14 protein-coding genes are annotated in these 13,757 nt (G+C 71.7%); 6 read left to right on the plus strand and 8 right to left on the minus strand.

Annotation, left to right across the window (positions count from 1 at the left end; all coding sequences use genetic code 11):
• Positions 1–51: 51 nt before the first annotated feature.
• Complete coding sequence (locus AB0230_RS01180; protein ID WP_366373476.1) at positions 52–663, plus strand: VTT domain-containing protein; 612 nt, start codon at positions 52–54, stop codon at positions 661–663.
• 109 nt (positions 664–772) lie between these two features.
• On the opposite strand, the gene AB0230_RS01185 is transcribed toward AB0230_RS01180, so the two are convergent.
• Positions 773–1,534, minus strand: coding sequence for a fructosamine kinase family protein (locus AB0230_RS01185; RefSeq protein WP_315993109.1), 762 nt, complete (start codon positions 1,532–1,534; stop codon positions 773–775).
• Between the two features lie 46 nt (positions 1,535–1,580).
• Between AB0230_RS01185 and AB0230_RS01190 the strand changes: the two genes are divergently transcribed.
• Entirely contained in the window at positions 1,581–2,363 is a 783-nt protein-coding gene (locus AB0230_RS01190) for a DNA/RNA non-specific endonuclease (RefSeq protein ID WP_366373478.1), read from the plus strand.
• A gap of 82 nt (positions 2,364–2,445) precedes the next feature.
• On the opposite strand, the gene AB0230_RS01195 is transcribed toward AB0230_RS01190, so the two are convergent.
• The 3 genes from AB0230_RS01195 to AB0230_RS01205 form a co-directional block, all read right to left on the minus strand.
• On the minus strand, positions 2,446–3,048 hold the full coding sequence (locus AB0230_RS01195) for a methyltransferase domain-containing protein (protein ID WP_366373480.1): 603 nt from the start codon (positions 3,046–3,048) through the stop codon (positions 2,446–2,448).
• Positions 3,049–3,324: 276 nt separating this feature from the next.
• The gene (locus AB0230_RS01200; RefSeq protein WP_363578943.1) at positions 3,325–3,969 is read right to left on the minus strand and encodes an FMN reductase; all 645 of its coding nucleotides are present in this window, start codon (positions 3,967–3,969) and stop codon (positions 3,325–3,327) included.
• A gap of 1 nt (position 3,970) precedes the next feature.
• Positions 3,971–5,203 carry an LLM class flavin-dependent oxidoreductase gene (locus AB0230_RS01205; protein ID WP_315993113.1) on the minus strand — a complete coding sequence of 411 codons (1,233 nt, stop codon included), beginning with the start codon at positions 5,201–5,203 and terminating at the stop codon, positions 3,971–3,973.
• Positions 5,204–5,341: 138 nt separating this feature from the next.
• On the opposite strand from AB0230_RS01205, the gene AB0230_RS01210 reads away from it, so the two are divergent.
• A complete protein-coding gene (locus tag AB0230_RS01210) occupies positions 5,342–6,409 on the plus strand; it encodes an acyltransferase family protein (RefSeq protein ID WP_366373483.1) in 1,068 nt (355 codons plus the stop codon).
• Positions 6,410–6,553: 144 nt separating this feature from the next.
• Here the strand turns inward: AB0230_RS01210 and efeB are convergent, their stop codons facing one another.
• The 3 genes from efeB to efeU all read right to left on the minus strand — a co-directional run bounded on the left by efeB (position 6,554) and on the right by efeU (position 10,156).
• On the minus strand, positions 6,554–7,885 hold the full coding sequence (gene efeB, locus AB0230_RS01215; RefSeq protein ID WP_366374505.1) for an iron uptake transporter deferrochelatase/peroxidase subunit: 1,332 nt from the start codon (positions 7,883–7,885) through the stop codon (positions 6,554–6,556).
• A 2-nt stretch (positions 7,886–7,887) separates the two neighbouring features.
• Positions 7,888–9,117 carry an iron uptake system protein EfeO gene (gene efeO / locus AB0230_RS01220; RefSeq protein WP_366373485.1) on the minus strand — a complete coding sequence of 410 codons (1,230 nt, stop codon included), beginning with the start codon at positions 9,115–9,117 and terminating at the stop codon, positions 7,888–7,890.
• A gap of 64 nt (positions 9,118–9,181) precedes the next feature.
• Positions 9,182–10,156: an iron uptake transporter permease EfeU gene (gene efeU / locus AB0230_RS01225; protein WP_366373487.1), complete on the minus strand. Its 975-nt coding sequence runs from the start codon at positions 10,154–10,156 to the stop codon at positions 9,182–9,184.
• A gap of 203 nt (positions 10,157–10,359) precedes the next feature.
• Between efeU and AB0230_RS01230 the strand changes: the two genes are divergently transcribed.
• The gene (locus tag AB0230_RS01230; protein WP_366373489.1) at positions 10,360–11,376 is read left to right on the plus strand and encodes a 2-oxoglutarate and iron-dependent oxygenase domain-containing protein; all 1,017 of its coding nucleotides are present in this window, start codon (positions 10,360–10,362) and stop codon (positions 11,374–11,376) included.
• A gap of 283 nt (positions 11,377–11,659) precedes the next feature.
• On the opposite strand, the gene rpsO is transcribed toward AB0230_RS01230, so the two are convergent.
• Entirely contained in the window at positions 11,660–11,929 is a 270-nt protein-coding gene (gene rpsO, locus AB0230_RS01235; RefSeq protein ID WP_013583433.1) for a 30S ribosomal protein S15, read from the minus strand.
• Between the two features lie 201 nt (positions 11,930–12,130).
• Between rpsO and AB0230_RS01240 the strand changes: the two genes are divergently transcribed.
• A complete protein-coding gene (locus AB0230_RS01240) occupies positions 12,131–12,352 on the plus strand; it encodes a DUF167 domain-containing protein (RefSeq protein ID WP_363392637.1) in 222 nt (73 codons plus the stop codon).
• On the plus strand, positions 12,349–13,653 hold the full coding sequence (locus tag AB0230_RS01245; RefSeq protein ID WP_363578800.1) for an MFS transporter: 1,305 nt from the start codon (positions 12,349–12,351) through the stop codon (positions 13,651–13,653). Before AB0230_RS01240 ends, AB0230_RS01245 begins: the two co-directional genes overlap by 4 nt.
• The last annotated feature ends 104 nt before the right edge of the window (positions 13,654–13,757 follow it).

Consider the following 13,757-nt stretch of genomic DNA (forward strand, 5'->3'; position numbering starts at 1 on the left):
CGTCACCGCCGCGTGGGCGGGGCGTCTCGATCGGCGGCGGAGAGTGACGGGATGGACGGGGTCGACGCGTGGCTGCAGGCGATCGCGGCGAGCCCGTGGGCCCTGCCGGCGATGGCAATACTGGTGTTCGCGGACGCGTTCCTCGTCGTCGTTCCGGGCGAGGCGGCGGTCACGGCCTTCGGCGCCCTCGCCGTCGCGCACGGCACCCCGCCGCTGGGCGGTGTGATCCTCGTCGCCGGGGCCGCCGCGTTCGCCGGCGACCTGTGCTGCTACCTCGTGGGGCGCGCGGTGGGGGTCGAACGGTGGCCGTGGATGCGCGGGCCTCGCGTGTCGGCCGCGTTGGAGTGGGCACGCCGGCGCCTCGACCGAAACGCCGCACTCGTGCTGTTCACGGCGCGGTTCGTCCCGTTCGCGCGTCTCGCGGTGAACCTCGCCGCCGGGGCTGCGCGCGTGAATCCGGCGCGGTACCTGGGCGTCGCCGCTCTGGCGGCGCTGGCCTGGGCGGCGTATCAGGCGGTCATCGGCGCGGTGGTGGCCGCCGTCGTGCCCGGCGGTCCGGTGGTGGCGGTGGTGGTCTCGATCCTCGTCGCGGTGGGGATCGGCGTGGGCGTCGACCTCGTCCTCGCCCGCCGGGCGAAGCGTCGGACGGCCGCGCGGGGCTGACGCGGGGCCGCGACGGCGCCCTCGCGCGGACCCGCCGATCCCGCGCGCCTCGGGCTTCTCCGCCCGATCCTTTCGAGGGTCCCGAGATTCCAGATGCCGAGACCGGCGCTCAGACCAGCGCGAGCGTCTCCTCCGCCGCCTCGACCAGCGCTCGACCATACGACGGACCGTGACCCGCGGCATGCACCGCAAGCGGGTGCAGCTGATGGACCGGCACGCGGTCGCGCCATCCCCCGCGAAGCGGATGCGCGCGGTCGTAGGCGGCGATGATGCGGTCGAGGAACGGAGCGCCGAAGAGGGCGAGCATCGCGAGGTCGGTTTCGCGGTGGCCGCCGTGCGCCGCGGGATCGATGAGCACCACGCCATCGGCGGCCCACAGCACGTTCCCGGCCCAGAGGTCGCCGTGCAGGCGCGCGGGCGTCTCCTCGTCGTCGAAGGCCCCGTCCGCGACGAGGGCGCACGCGCGCCGGACCACCTCGGCTCCGGATGACGACAGAGCCCCCGCGGCGAGCGCGACCGGCAGGAAGGGCTCGACGCGCTGCGCGGCGTAGAACGCGCCCCACGTCGCCGTCGGGCGGGAGGGTTGGGAGCGGCGTCCGATGAAGATGTCGCCCTCCCACCCGGGCGGCGGCGAGCCGAAGGCCGGGGCGCCGGCGTCGTGGGTCGCGGCGAGCGCGGCACCGAAGGCTTCCGCGGCCTCGGCCGTCGCGCCCGTCTCGGCGATGCGCTCGATGCAGATGCGATCGTCGGCGACCTCGGCGACACGCGCGATGCGCGCTCCCCGCGCCTCCGCGAGCCAGCGGAGTCCGGCCGCCTCCGCGGCGAAGAAGCCCGCGGGCGCGTCGGAACGGGTCTTCACGTGCTGTTCCATCGCCTCAGTCTGTCGCGATGTCGGAAGGCCCAGGCACCATGGGCGTATGAGCGACGGCTACGACCCGGACTTCCTCGGCATCCCCCTGCCCCTCCCCTCGCCCGCACGGGCGACCACGCGGCTCGACTACCCGCGCTTCTCGGTGCTGCTCGACGAGGGGCGACGGTTCGCGGCCGTCACCGCCGTGGTGATCGACGGCGCGACGCTGCGCGACCTCCCCCGCACCGGCGAATGGCGTCTCGACCCGCGCGTCGATGCCGACGCGCAGGCGGGGGCCGAGATCTACAGCCGCAACGACCTCGACCGCGGGCACCTCGTGCGACGCCGGGACCCGGGCTGGGGCACGACCGACCAGGCGCAGGATGCCACCGAGGCCACGTTCTTCTACACGAACGCCGCACCGCAGGCGGCCGGCTTCAATCAGTCGAAGGAGCTCTGGCTCGGGCTCGAGGACCATGTGCTCGCGTACGCGGAGACGACCGATCAGCGCATGGCGGTGTTCACCGCGCCGGTGCTCGCCGACGACGATCCGCCGTACCGCGGTATTCGGGTGCCGCTTCGCTTCTGGAAGATCGCGGCGTGGCGCGAGGGCGACGCCCTGGCGGCCGCCGGTTTCGTGCTCGATCAGACCGACCTGGTCGATACGCGGCAGGGTCTGGTGGTGCCCCCGCTGGGGGCGTTCCGCACGTTCCAGGTGCCGATCGCCGGGATCGCGGCCGAGACGGGGATAGACGTGGGGCCGCTCGTCGCGGCGGATACCCTCGTCCGCCGCGGACTCCGCCCGGTCGCCGCGCGCGAGCTCCGCGGCGCGGACGACATCGTGCTCTGAGGCATCCGCTTCCCGGACGGGTCGCTCCGTGCGCCGCTGCGGTCGCGGATCGCCGGGCGCTCACCGCCGCGGGCCGCGCGCGTCAGCGCACGCGCACCGCGTGCAGGAGCGAGTCGACCGCCGCCGCGGGGTGGCCCTCGCGGAGTTCCGCATCGGCGCTCGTTCGCACGATCCGTTCGCACCGCGCGATGCGGAACCGGTCGTCGAGCGCGCCGCGCTGCACCTCCGGGGTGTAGAGGATCGCGGGGTCGGAGGGCCCGTGACCTCCCGCGGCGATGTTCTCGACGTCGTGACCGACGACGACGAGCGTGCCGCCGGGCGTCACCCATTGCGCGATTCTCGCGATCGCCGCCGCGCTGTCGGGAAGGTGGAGGTAGCACGACACGACGAGATCCACGGGGGCGTCGGGCTCCCATTCGTGCACGTCGGCCTGGACCCACTCGACGGCGTCACCACCGGGCCGAGCCGCGGCGAGCGCGAGTCCTGCGCTCGAGAAGTCGAGACCGGTACACGCCCAGCCCCGCTCCGCGAGCCACAGCGCGGTGCGTCCGTCGCCGGTGGCCACGTCGATCGCGGTTCCCGACGGCAGCGGGGTCACGATCTCCCGCACGACCGCGGGCGGTTGGGTGGCCCACACTCCCCCGGCCGAGGCGCGGTATCGCTCGTCCCACTGCGCGGCATCCATCCCGACTCCTTCTGCTCGCCCCCACCCTAGGCGGAGCGTTGCTTCGTCGCCCGCGCACGAGCTCTCCGTGGTGCGTACACCTTCCGCTCGGACGCCCCAGAAACGACGGAGGTCACGCGCATCACCGAGTTCGCGCCCCCGCACCCTCGAACCGGCCCGTGCACACCCTCCGCGACGCGCATACCCGCACCCCGAATTCCGCGGAGATCACGCCCATCACGCCCCACGCACGACGACGCCCCGCCACCCACGAGGGCGACGGGGCGTCGAGACGGGTCACTCCCCCGACAAGCCGCCGAGGAGGTGACCGAACGAGCGGCCCTCGCCGAGGTACGAGGAGGGGTCGAACGGGTCGGCGTCGCGCACGGGCTCGCGGGCTGCGATCGCGTCGGCGAACTCGCGGGCGCCGCGGTCGACGCGCGAGCCCAGCGGGGCGACCTCGTCGGCGTTGGAGCCCCAGTCACTGGATGCCGCGAACACCCCGGTCGGTACGGGATTCGCGTGCAGGTAGGTGAACAGCGGACGGATCGCGTAGTCGATGGCGAGCGAGTGACGGGCAGTGCCGGCGTTGGCGCCGATCAGCACCGGAGTGCCGGAGAGGGCCTGCGGGTCGAGCACGTCGATGAACGACTTGAACAGGCCCGAGTAGCTCGTCGAGAAGATCGGCGTGACAGCGATCAGGCCGTCGGCCGAGACGACCGTGTTGATCATCTGCTCGAGCGCCGGCGGGGCGAAGCCCGTCAGCAGGTTGTCGGTGAGGTCGTGCGCGTAGTCGCGCAGTTCGAAGACGTCGGCCGTGGCCTCGATCCCCCGCTCGCGCAGTTCGGCGAGCGCCGCGTGGGCGAGGCGGTCACCGAGCATCCGCGTCGACGAGGGCGTCGACAGTCCCGCGGTCACGACCGCGATGCGACGGGCGGCCATCTCAGGCACCCACCTTCGTCGCCGCGGCGCCGAACGCGCTGCCCGAGCGCGGCGCGGCATCCTGGTAGGGGCTTCCCGAGACCATGTTGTCGCCGCGGTTCGCACCGGGGACGGCCTGGCGCGGGGCGGCACCGGCGTAGATCTTCTCGACGAGGTTGGCGTGCGTGGGCGCGTCGGGCACCTCTGCCGGGCGGTTCTTCTGCAGCTCCTTGCGCAGCACCGGCACGACCTCACCGCCCAGGATGTCGAGCTGCTCGAGCACCGTCTTGGTGGGCAGCCCTGCGTGGTCGATGAGGAAGAGCTGACGCTGGTAGTCGCCGAAGGTCTCGCGCATCGCGGCGTAGCGGTCGATGATCTGCTGCGGCGATCCGACGGTCAGCGGGGTCATCTCGCTGAAGTCCTCGAGGCTCGGGCCGTGGCCGTAGACGGGGGCGTTGTCGAAGTAGGGGCGGAACTCCCGCACCGCGTCCTGCGAGTTGGCGCGCATGAAGACCTGACCGCCGAGACCGACGATCGCCTGCTGGGGCGTGCCGTGGCCGTAGTGGGCGAAGCGCTCGCGGTAGAGGGTGATGAGGCGCTGGTAGTGCTCCTTGGGCCAGAAGATGTTGTTCGCGAAGAAACCGTTGCCGTAGTACGCGGCCTGCTCGGCGATCTCGGGCGTGCGGATCGAGCCGTGCCAGACGAACGGGGGCACGCCGTCGAGGGGACGCGGGGTCGAGGTGAAGCCCTGCAGCGGCGTGCGGAACTTCCCCTCCCAATCGACGACGTCCTCGCGCCACAACTTGTGCAGCAGGTCGTAGTTCTCGATCGTCAGCGGCAGGCCCTGACGGATGTCCTTCCCGAACCAGGGGTACACCGGACCGGTGTTGCCGCGGCCGAGCATGAGGTCGGCGCGGCCGCCCGACACGTGCTGCAGCATCGCGAAATCCTCGGCGATCTTCACCGGGTCGTTCGTGGTGATCAGCGTCGTCGACGTCGTGAGGATGAGGCGCTCGGTCTGCGCGGCGATGTACGCCAGCGTCGTCGTGGGCGACGACGACCAGAACGGCGGGTTGTGGTGCTCGCCGAGGGCGAAGACGTCGAGGCCCACCTCTTCGGTGTGCTTCGCGATCGTCAGGGTGTCCGTGATGCGCTGAGCTTCGCTGGGCGTCTTGCCCGTGGTCGGGTCCTGGGTGATGTCGCTCACCGTCATGACACCGAACTGCATGCCCGGCCAGTTGTTCGTCTCACCCATGATGCGCCTCCTGTTTTGTATGCATCTGAATATACATGGTGGAACGCACCACGCCGGGGTTTATTCCGCCGTACCCCATCGGCATCCGGAATCCACCCCCGTGGCCCCCTCTCCGCAACGCGATTATCGTCGCCGGGGATGACGGATGCCTCGACCTCGACCCCGAAGACACGCACGGCGTTCTGGGACAACGCCCGGTTCGCCGCGATCGTCCTGGTCGTGTTCGGCCACGCGATCCAGCGCTTGACCTACGACTCGGATGCCGCCGAGGCGCTGTACCTGCTCGTGTACGCGTTCCATATGCCGCTGTTCGCGCTGGTCGCGGGGTTCTTCTCATCGTCCGCCGAGCCGACGCGGCGCCGGATGGCTCGCCTGTTCACCGACCTCATCGCGCCCTACCTGATCTTCGAGACCCTGTGGACGATCACGCAGTTCCTCGTCACGGGGAGGACGAACCTCGACCCCGCGCAACCGTCATGGACGCTGTGGTTCCTGCTCGCCCTCGCGCTGTTCCGGCTCGTGCTGCCGTATCTCGCGCTGCTGCGCGCGCCCGTGGTGTGGGCCCTGGCGATCTCGATCGTGGCCGGATACCTGCCGAGCATCGACTCGACGTTCTCGCTCTCGCGCTTCCTCGGCCTGCTGCCCTTCTTCACCCTCGGATGGTGGCTGCGCGAGCACGACGTCGTCGCGCGCGCGGGGCTGCTCGCCGCGCGGCCCGTGTGGCTACGGGCGGCCGCCGCGACCGTTCTGGTCACCGCCGCGGCGCTCGCCTTCGTCTTCGTCGACACCTGGCGCGACGTGCGGCTGGGAACCTGGTTCTTCTTCGTCGATGCCTATGCCGACCTCGACGCGCCGCAGTGGTGGGCGGGCGGGGTGCGGCTCGCGATCATCGCGCTCGCGCTCGTGCTGATGGCCGCGTTCCTGGTGCTGATCCCCCGCCGCGAAACCCGCTGGACGCACCTCGGTCGGTACACGATGTACGTCTACCTGCTGCACACGTTCGTGCTCTACCCGTTCCGCCAGTCGGGAGTGCTGCGGGGCCTCGAGCCGATGGGGCTGTGGATCCCTGTCGTCGTCGTCGCGAGCGTCGGCATCGCCGTGGCGCTGTCGAGCCGCCCGGTCCGGCGTCTGACGCGCCCGCTGGTGGAGCCCCGGATGCCGTGGCTCTTCCGCGACCGCGAGCTCGGCGCGGGTCGCGGGAGCTGACGCACCCCCGCGGCCCGCGACCCGCGACATCACAGGATCGGCCCGAGAGCGCAGCTTCGACGACGCCGCACGTCGTGATCTCGCGCGGAACGTGTGACCGCGCCCGCACGGGCCCACGCCGCGCAGGCCCACACCGCCCGCTCCCTACGCGCCCAACAGCCCCGCCCCGATCGACGCACCCGAGGCGGGAGCCGGGGGCACCGCCCACAGCCCCGAGCCGACATGGCGGAGGTACTCGCCCATGGCATCCGTCGACAGCGCCTTCTGCAGCGTGATGAAGCGATCCGGGCTCTTCTGGAACGACAGGAAGAACAGCCCGGCATTCAGTCGACCGAGGTCGGTCGTGCCGTCGACGAAGTTGTAGCCGCGGCGCAGGATGCGGATCCCGCCGTTGTTGTCGGGATGCGCGAGGCTCACGTGGCTGCGCCGGTCGATGCGGGGCTTGCCCGTGGCATCCGTCGCCCCGAAGTCGGGCGCGGTGAACTCGTCGCCGCCCGACAGCGGCGCCCCCGCGCCCTTGTCGCGACCGACGACGCGGTCCTGCTCGGCGAGGCGGGTGCGATCCCACGTCTCGATGAGCATCGCGATGCGCCGCGCCACGAGATACGACCCTCCCGCGAGCCACGCCGGACCCTCGGATGCCGACACCCACACGTTCTCGTCGAGCGCGGCCGTGTCGTCGGCGAGGATGTTGGCGGTGCCGTCCTTGTACCCGAAGAGGTTGCGGGGCGTCGTCTGCGCGGCGGTGGTCTTGGAGGTCCGGCCGAAACCGAGCTGCGACCAGCGGATCGTCGCACGGCCGAAGGCGATCCGGCTGAGGTTGCGGATCGCGTGGACGGCCACCTGCGGATCGTCGGCGCAGGCCTGGATGCACAGGTCGCCGTCGGAGCGCAGCGGGTCGAGGTCGTCGCCCAGGAACGCCGGCAGCCGTTCGAGGCCCGGCGGGCGCTGCCCCTCGAGCCCGAAGCGGGCGTCGAAGAGCGACGGCCCGAAGCCGAACGTGATCGTGAGGTTGCTCGCCGGAAGGCCCACGGCCTCCCCCGTGTCGTCCGGCGGGGCCTCGGGCGAACCACCCAGGGCACCCGTCGCGCTGACGTCGAGGCCCTGCATCAGGCGGTTCGCGGCGTAGGTCCAGTCCGCGAGCAGCTCCGCGAGGTCGTCGCGGGTCGTCCGCGCCATCATGTCGTACGCGGCGAAATGCAGGTGCTCCTGCACCGGGGTCGTGATGCCGGGCTGATGGATGCCGGATGCCGGGGCCACGGCATCCATCACCCGTCGCGCCTGATCCTGGCCGTACGCCGCTCCCCCCACGAGACCCCCGCCCGCGCCGACGACGAGGCTGGTCGCGCTCGCGCCGATGGCCAGGCCCATCAGGTCGCGGCGGGACACTCCCGCCGACGCGTCGCGGCCGGACGGCGACGCGGCTGCCGCCGAACCCGAGGGTCCGGCGGCAGCAGAGGTCTTGTCGTCGCTCACGCTCACTCCAGCACCGTGACCGTCAGCTGCGACAGCGGCTCGGCGAGGGCGTTGATGAGGTCGGTCAGCTGACGCTTGTCCGCCTCGGTGAGCTGCGAGTACGACGCGAAGCCGGCGTCCGCGGAGCCGTGCGCGGCGAGGGCCGCCTCGAGGTCGGCGTAGCCCTTGTCGATGCGCGTCACCAGCTCGGCGCCCTTGTCGCCCTTCGACTCGGCGAAGTCGCGCACGAGCGAGAAGGCCATCTTGGAGCCCTCGACGTTCGCCGCGAAGTCGTACAGATCGGTCCCCGACCACCAGTCCTCTTCGCCGCTGATCTTGCCCGTGGCGACCTCGTCGAGCAGCGCGATGGCGCCGTTCGAGATGCCGGCCACGCCCTGCGCGTCGAGCGCCTGGGTGAAGGCGTCGGAGTGGACGTAGTCGTACAGCTCCTGCGTGTCGGCGATGAGCTTGTCGCCGTAGGTGGCGCGCTCGGCGGGGGTGGAGGGCGCCCAGTCCTTCCAGGCGGGCGTCTCGCCGTCCGCATTCAGCGCGTCCTGTGCGGGGACCCAGAGGTCCTTCTCGATGCGGTGGAACCCGGTCCAGTCCAGGCCCTCGGCCACGGCGTCGACCTCGCGGTAGTCGATGCGGGGGTCGAGGTCGCCGAGCGCCTCGGCGATGGGCTCGATGCGCTCGTAGTACGCGCGGACGCGCGGGAACTGCTCGCGCGCCGTCGCGTCGTCGCCGCTCTCATAGGCGGCGGCGAGGGTCTGCACCGCGGGGATGAGCTGCCCGACCTGGTCCTTCACGAAGGCCGCGTACAGATCGACGGCCTGCTGCTTCTGCTCGGCATCCGGTCCCTCGACGGCCACGGCGTCGCCGGTCACCGTGAAGGCGGCTTTGCCGACGCCGTCGCCGACCATCCCCGGCTTGCACAGGGTGAAGTAGTCACCCGGCTGCGCGACGACGGTGAGATCGCGCGAGGCGCCCGGGGCGATGTTCTCGACCTCGCCCACGATGCGCAGGCCGTCGGATGCGAGCAGGTAGAACTCCGTGGTCTGGTCGCTCTTGTTGTCGACCGTGAAAGCCACGGTGCCGCTCGGGGCGCTCCCGGCCGACACGGCGCAGCCGTCGACGGTCGAGGTCACGGTGAGGGCGCCGGAGGCCGCCGCGTCGGTCTTGGCGACGCAGCCCGAGAGGATGAGGACGGCGGCGCCGGCCGCGGCGCCGGCCGCGAGGAGGCGTGTCGGATTCATGGTGCTGTGCTCCGTTCGAGGAAGGGATGCCGCGGCGTCGGGTGCGCGCGGAAGGAAAGGGGTCTCAGGGGGCGGTGGAGGTGGCGACCGTCGCCGGCGCGGCGTCGGGCCGGGACTCCGCCAGAGGAGTGAGCGGCGACGCCGAAGGGCGCGGACGGCGGCCCGCACGCACCCCGCGCACGAAGAGCGGAGCGACGACGGCGACGTAGACGACCCATGCGATGACCTGGATCCAGGTCATCTGGGGCATGAAGCCCACGGTCGCCTGCAGGAGCACCGCCAGGGCGCTGTCGGGGGCGACGGTGGCCGACACGTCGAACGCCCAGCCGAAGGGGAAGCCCGCCCAGCCGGTGGCGACCAGACCGGTCGCGGCGTCGATCGGCGCGCCGGCGCCGAACGGACCGGGGAGCACGCCCGCCTCCTGCAGATCGTGGAAGGCGTAGGCCAGCACGCCCGCGGCGACGACGACGAGGAACCCGCCCGTCCAGGTGAAGAAGCGGCCGAGGTTCAGGCGCAGCATGCCGCGCGCGATGAACCAGCCGAGGACGACGGCGGTGGCGAGCCCCAGGAGCGCGCCGAGCAGCGCCACGGGCGACTCGCCGAACGACTGCACCATCGACCAGAGCAGCAGGGTCGTCTCCACACCCTCGCGGGCCACCGATACGAACCCGATCGCGACGAGCGCCCACACGCCGCCGCGCAGTGCCTTGTCGATGCCGCCCTCGAGGCCCGCCTTCAGGGTGCGGCCGGCCTTCTGCATCCAGAAGATCATCCACGTGACCATCGCGACCGCGAGCAGGGAGAGTCCCCCGCCCAGCAGTTCCTGCGCCTCGAACGTGAGCATGTAGGCCCCGAACGTGAAGATCGCCCCGACGCCGAGCGCCAGGGCCACGGCGAGCCCCACGCCGGTCCACAGCTTCGGCAGGGCGTCGCGGCGATCGAGGCGCGTGAGGTAGGCGACGAGGATGCCGACGACGAGTGCGGCCTCGAGGCCTTCTCGAAGGCCGATGAGGAAGGTGGCGAAGAAGCTGGCAAGCACGGGCGGGAGTTCCGACTTTCACGAGGAGGAAGGACCGCGACGCTGCGGATCAGGTAAGGACAGCCTCACCTGACTGTGACAGATTACGCACTTTCGCCGGTTCGCGCATCCCCGATGTCGACCGGATGCGGACGCCGCGGGCATCCCCGGTAACGCTCGGCAACATTCGCCCACCAGCGCGCGCCCCGACCTAGCCTCGATCCATGTCCGAGTTGAACCTCCCGATCCTCGACCTCTCGCTCCTCGATCAGGGGCCCGAGGCCGCGTCCCGCTTCCGCGACGACCTGCGCTCCGCCACCCACGACGTCGGCTTCTTCTACCTCACCGGCACGGGCGTCACGCCCGCGCTCGAAGAGCGCCTGCTGCAGGCCGCCCACGACTTCTTCGCCCTCCCCGAGGCCGAGAAGCTCGCGATCGAGAACGTCACCAGCCCCCACTTCCGGGGCTACACCCGTGTCGGCGGCGAGCGCACGCAGGGGCGCGTGGACTGGCGCGAGCAGATCGACATCGGGCCCGAGCGCGACGCGATCCCGGATGCCGACGGCCCCGGTTACAACCGGCTCATCGGGCCGAACCTCTGGCCGGCCGCCCAGCCCGAGCTGCGCGAGGTCGTGACCGAGTGGCACGACCACCTCACCGGCGTCGCCCGGAAGCTGCTGCGCGCGTGGGCTCTCGCCCTCGGCGCCGAGGAGCAGTACTTCGACCGGCACTTCGGCGACCCGCAGACGCTCATCAAGATCGTCCGCTACCCCGGCAAAGACGACCCGACGCCTCAACAGGGGGTCGGGGCGCACAAGGACTCCGGCGTCCTCACGCTGCTGTGGGTCGAGCCCGGCAAGGGCGGCCTGCAGGTCGAGCGCGACGGCGAGTGGGTCGACGCCCCCCCGGTGCCCGGTGCGTTCGTGGTGAACATCGGCGAGCTGCTCGAGTACGCCACTCAGGGCTACCTGACCGCGACGAACCACCGCGTGATCTCGCCGAGGTACCCCGACGAGCGCATCTCGGTGCCGTTCTTCTTCAACCCGGCGCTCGACGCGCGCCTGCCGATCATCGACCTGCCCGCCGATCTCGCCGCCGAGGCACGCGGCGTCTCGCAGGACCCGACCAACCCCATCCACGCCACCTACGGCGAGAACGCGTTGAAGTCCCGCCTGCGGGCCCACCCCGACGTCGCGGAGCGGTGGCACTCCGACCTGCTGGCCGCGCGCACGGCGTCCTGACCCGCTCGACGAACGCCCGCTGTCCGGCCGACCCGGCGGCGGGCGTTCGCCATTCGCCGCTCGCCGTTCGCACGCCGGAGGTGGCCGGTTCTCGGCGCTGAGGCGGCCGGTTCTCGGCGCCGCGGTGGCTGAGCTTGTCGAAGCCACCGGGGTGCGCGTGGGCTCCGGCCCCTTCGACAGGCTCAGGGACCTCCGACGACGATGCACGTGGGAACGCCGAAGGCCGCCCCACACCGTGGGGCGGCCTTCCAAGAATGTTTTGCGCGATAGAACGCTGGTGCGATTAGCGACGCAGACCGAGACGCTCGATGAGCGAGCGGTAACGGTTGATGTCGACGTCCTGCAGGTAACCCAGCAGGCGACGGCGCTGACCGACGAGCAGGAAGAGTCCACGGCGCGAGTGGTGGTCGTGCTTGTGGATCTTGAGGTGCTCGGTGAGGTCCTTGATGCGCTGCGTCATCATCGCGACCTGCACCTCGGGGGATCCGGTGTCACCGGGGTGCGTCGCGTACTCTTCGATGATCGCCTTCTTGACGTCTGCTTCGAGTGCCATAGATGGGATCCCCTTCCTTCTCATTGCGCGGCGCCCGTCACACGATGTGCGAGCTCTCTTTATCCGCGGCCGATCGAACGGCAACCGCATGAGTCTACCAGCATCCGGATGCCGCGAACGAACCGCTGCGCCCCGGCGGTCCCGCGGCCCCCGCGCGCTCCGGCGAGCGGGGGCGTCGGAGGGCTGGCGTAGCCTCGATCCGTGCAGCTCACCGTCCGCGTCAAGCCCGGCAGCCGCCGCGGCCCCCTCGTCGAAGACACCGCCGACGGCCTCGTCGTGCACGTGCGCGAACGCGCCGTCGACGGCGCCGCGAACAGCGGCGTGGTCCGCGCCCTCGCCGCGCACTTCGGCGTGGCCCCGCGCGACGTCGACATCGTCCGCGGCCACACGGCCCGCGTGAAGCGCGTGGACGTCGACGCATGAGCACACGGCAGAGCGCCCTGATCGACGTGCGCCCCCTCACCACCTCCCCCGCCTTCGCGCGCCTGTGGATCGGGTCGACCCTCGCGGGCCTCGGCGGCCAGCTCACGGTCGTGGCGGTCATGCTGCACGTCTTCGAGCTCACGCAGAGCACCTTCGCGGTGTCGATGATCGCCGTGGCGGGCCTCCTGCCGATGGTGGCTGCGGGGCTCTACGGCGGCATGCTCGCCGACGCATTCGACCGCCGCACGGTCGCCCTCCTGGCGGCGGTGGTGACCTTCGCCTCCACCGCCCTGCTCGCGACCCTCGCGTGGACGGGCCTCGAGACGGTCGGGTGGCTCTTCGTCCTCAGCGTCGTGAACTCGGCGGCGAACTCCATCGTGATGGCCACGAAGTCCGCCATCACTCCGCGCCTGCTTCCCCGCGACCTGCTCCCCGCGGCGGCCGCCCTCCAGGGGGTCACCGTCGGCATCATGGTCATGGCCGGCCCCGCCCTCGCGGGCGTGCTCGTCGCCTTCGCCGGATACGCCTGGACCTACTCGCTCGACGTGCTGCTGATGACCTCGCTGTTCCTCGGCCTGTGGTCGTTGCCGCGGCTGCGGCCCGAGGGCGAGGTCGTGCGCCCCGGCCTCGCGTCGCTGCGCGACGGCGCACGGTTCCTGCGCCGCGCCCCGAACATCCGTTTGCAGTACATCCTCGACATCGTCGCGATGACCTTCGGCCAGCCGGTCGCCCTGTTCCCCGCGATCGGTGCGGTGCTCCTCGGCGGCGGCGCGATCACGACCGGCGTTCTCACGGCGGCGGTGGCGGCGGGAGCGTTCCTGTCGAGTCTGTTCTCCGGTCCGGTCGGGCGGGTGCGCCGCCAGGGGCTGGGCATCGAGCGGTCGATCCAGGTCTACGGCCTGTCCATCGGGCTCTTCGGCCTCGTGCTGCTCGCGGCCGCGGTGGGGTGGGGTCGCCCCACCGACACGGGCGAAGACCGGGGCGCCGTGCTCCTCATCGTTCTCGCGGCCCTCGTCCTGGCCGTCTCGGGCGCCGCCGACAACATCAGCGCCATCTACCGCTCGACCATGATGCAGGCGGCGGTCCCGGATGCCATGCGCGGGCGTCTGCAGGGGATCTTCATCGTCGTGGTGGCCGGCGGCCCCCGCGTGGGGGCGCTCTACGCCGGCACCCTCGCCACCCTCGCGGCACTGTGGGTCCCGCCCCTGCTCGGTGGCATCGTCATCCTGGCCCTGGTCGGCACCCTCGTGCGTCTGTCCCCGCGCTTCCGCGACTACGACGCACTCGACCCGCAGCCCTGAGTCCCGCGGCACCTCGCGGGGGCGCGTCGCCCCCGTCGGGCAGCACGGCAGCCCTCCTGAGCGGGACGGGCCGAACACGACCGGACTGCCGATCGTCGGCGGAT

The organism is Microbacterium sp. NPDC089190, from assembly GCF_040701795.1.
GTDB classification, from domain to species: domain Bacteria; phylum Actinomycetota; class Actinomycetes; order Actinomycetales; family Microbacteriaceae; genus Microbacterium; species Microbacterium galbum.

What these genes read in the sequence shown, in the direction of transcription:
- AB0230_RS01180 (WP_366373476.1), top strand. Translation starts at nt 52, where the DNA reads ATGGACGGGGTCGACGCGTGGCTGCAGGCGATCGCGGCGAGCCCGTGG.
- AB0230_RS01185 (WP_315993109.1), bottom strand. Translation starts at nt 1,534, where the DNA reads ATGGAACAGCACGTGAAGACCCGTTCCGACGCGCCCGCGGGCTTCTTC.
- AB0230_RS01190 (WP_366373478.1), top strand. Translation starts at nt 1,581, where the DNA reads ATGAGCGACGGCTACGACCCGGACTTCCTCGGCATCCCCCTGCCCCTC.
- AB0230_RS01195 (WP_366373480.1), bottom strand. Translation starts at nt 3,048, where the DNA reads ATGGATGCCGCGCAGTGGGACGAGCGATACCGCGCCTCGGCCGGGGGA.
- AB0230_RS01200 (WP_363578943.1), bottom strand. Translation starts at nt 3,969, where the DNA reads ATGGCCGCCCGTCGCATCGCGGTCGTGACCGCGGGACTGTCGACGCCC.
- AB0230_RS01205 (WP_315993113.1), bottom strand. Translation starts at nt 5,203, where the DNA reads ATGGGTGAGACGAACAACTGGCCGGGCATGCAGTTCGGTGTCATGACG.
- AB0230_RS01210 (WP_366373483.1), top strand. Translation starts at nt 5,342, where the DNA reads ATGACGGATGCCTCGACCTCGACCCCGAAGACACGCACGGCGTTCTGG.
- efeO (WP_366373485.1), bottom strand. Translation starts at nt 9,117, where the DNA reads ATGAATCCGACACGCCTCCTCGCGGCCGGCGCCGCGGCCGGCGCCGCC.
- AB0230_RS01230 (WP_366373489.1), top strand. Translation starts at nt 10,360, where the DNA reads ATGTCCGAGTTGAACCTCCCGATCCTCGACCTCTCGCTCCTCGATCAG.
- rpsO (WP_013583433.1), bottom strand. Translation starts at nt 11,929, where the DNA reads ATGGCACTCGAAGCAGACGTCAAGAAGGCGATCATCGAAGAGTACGCG.
- AB0230_RS01245 (WP_363578800.1), top strand. Translation starts at nt 12,349, where the DNA reads ATGAGCACACGGCAGAGCGCCCTGATCGACGTGCGCCCCCTCACCACC.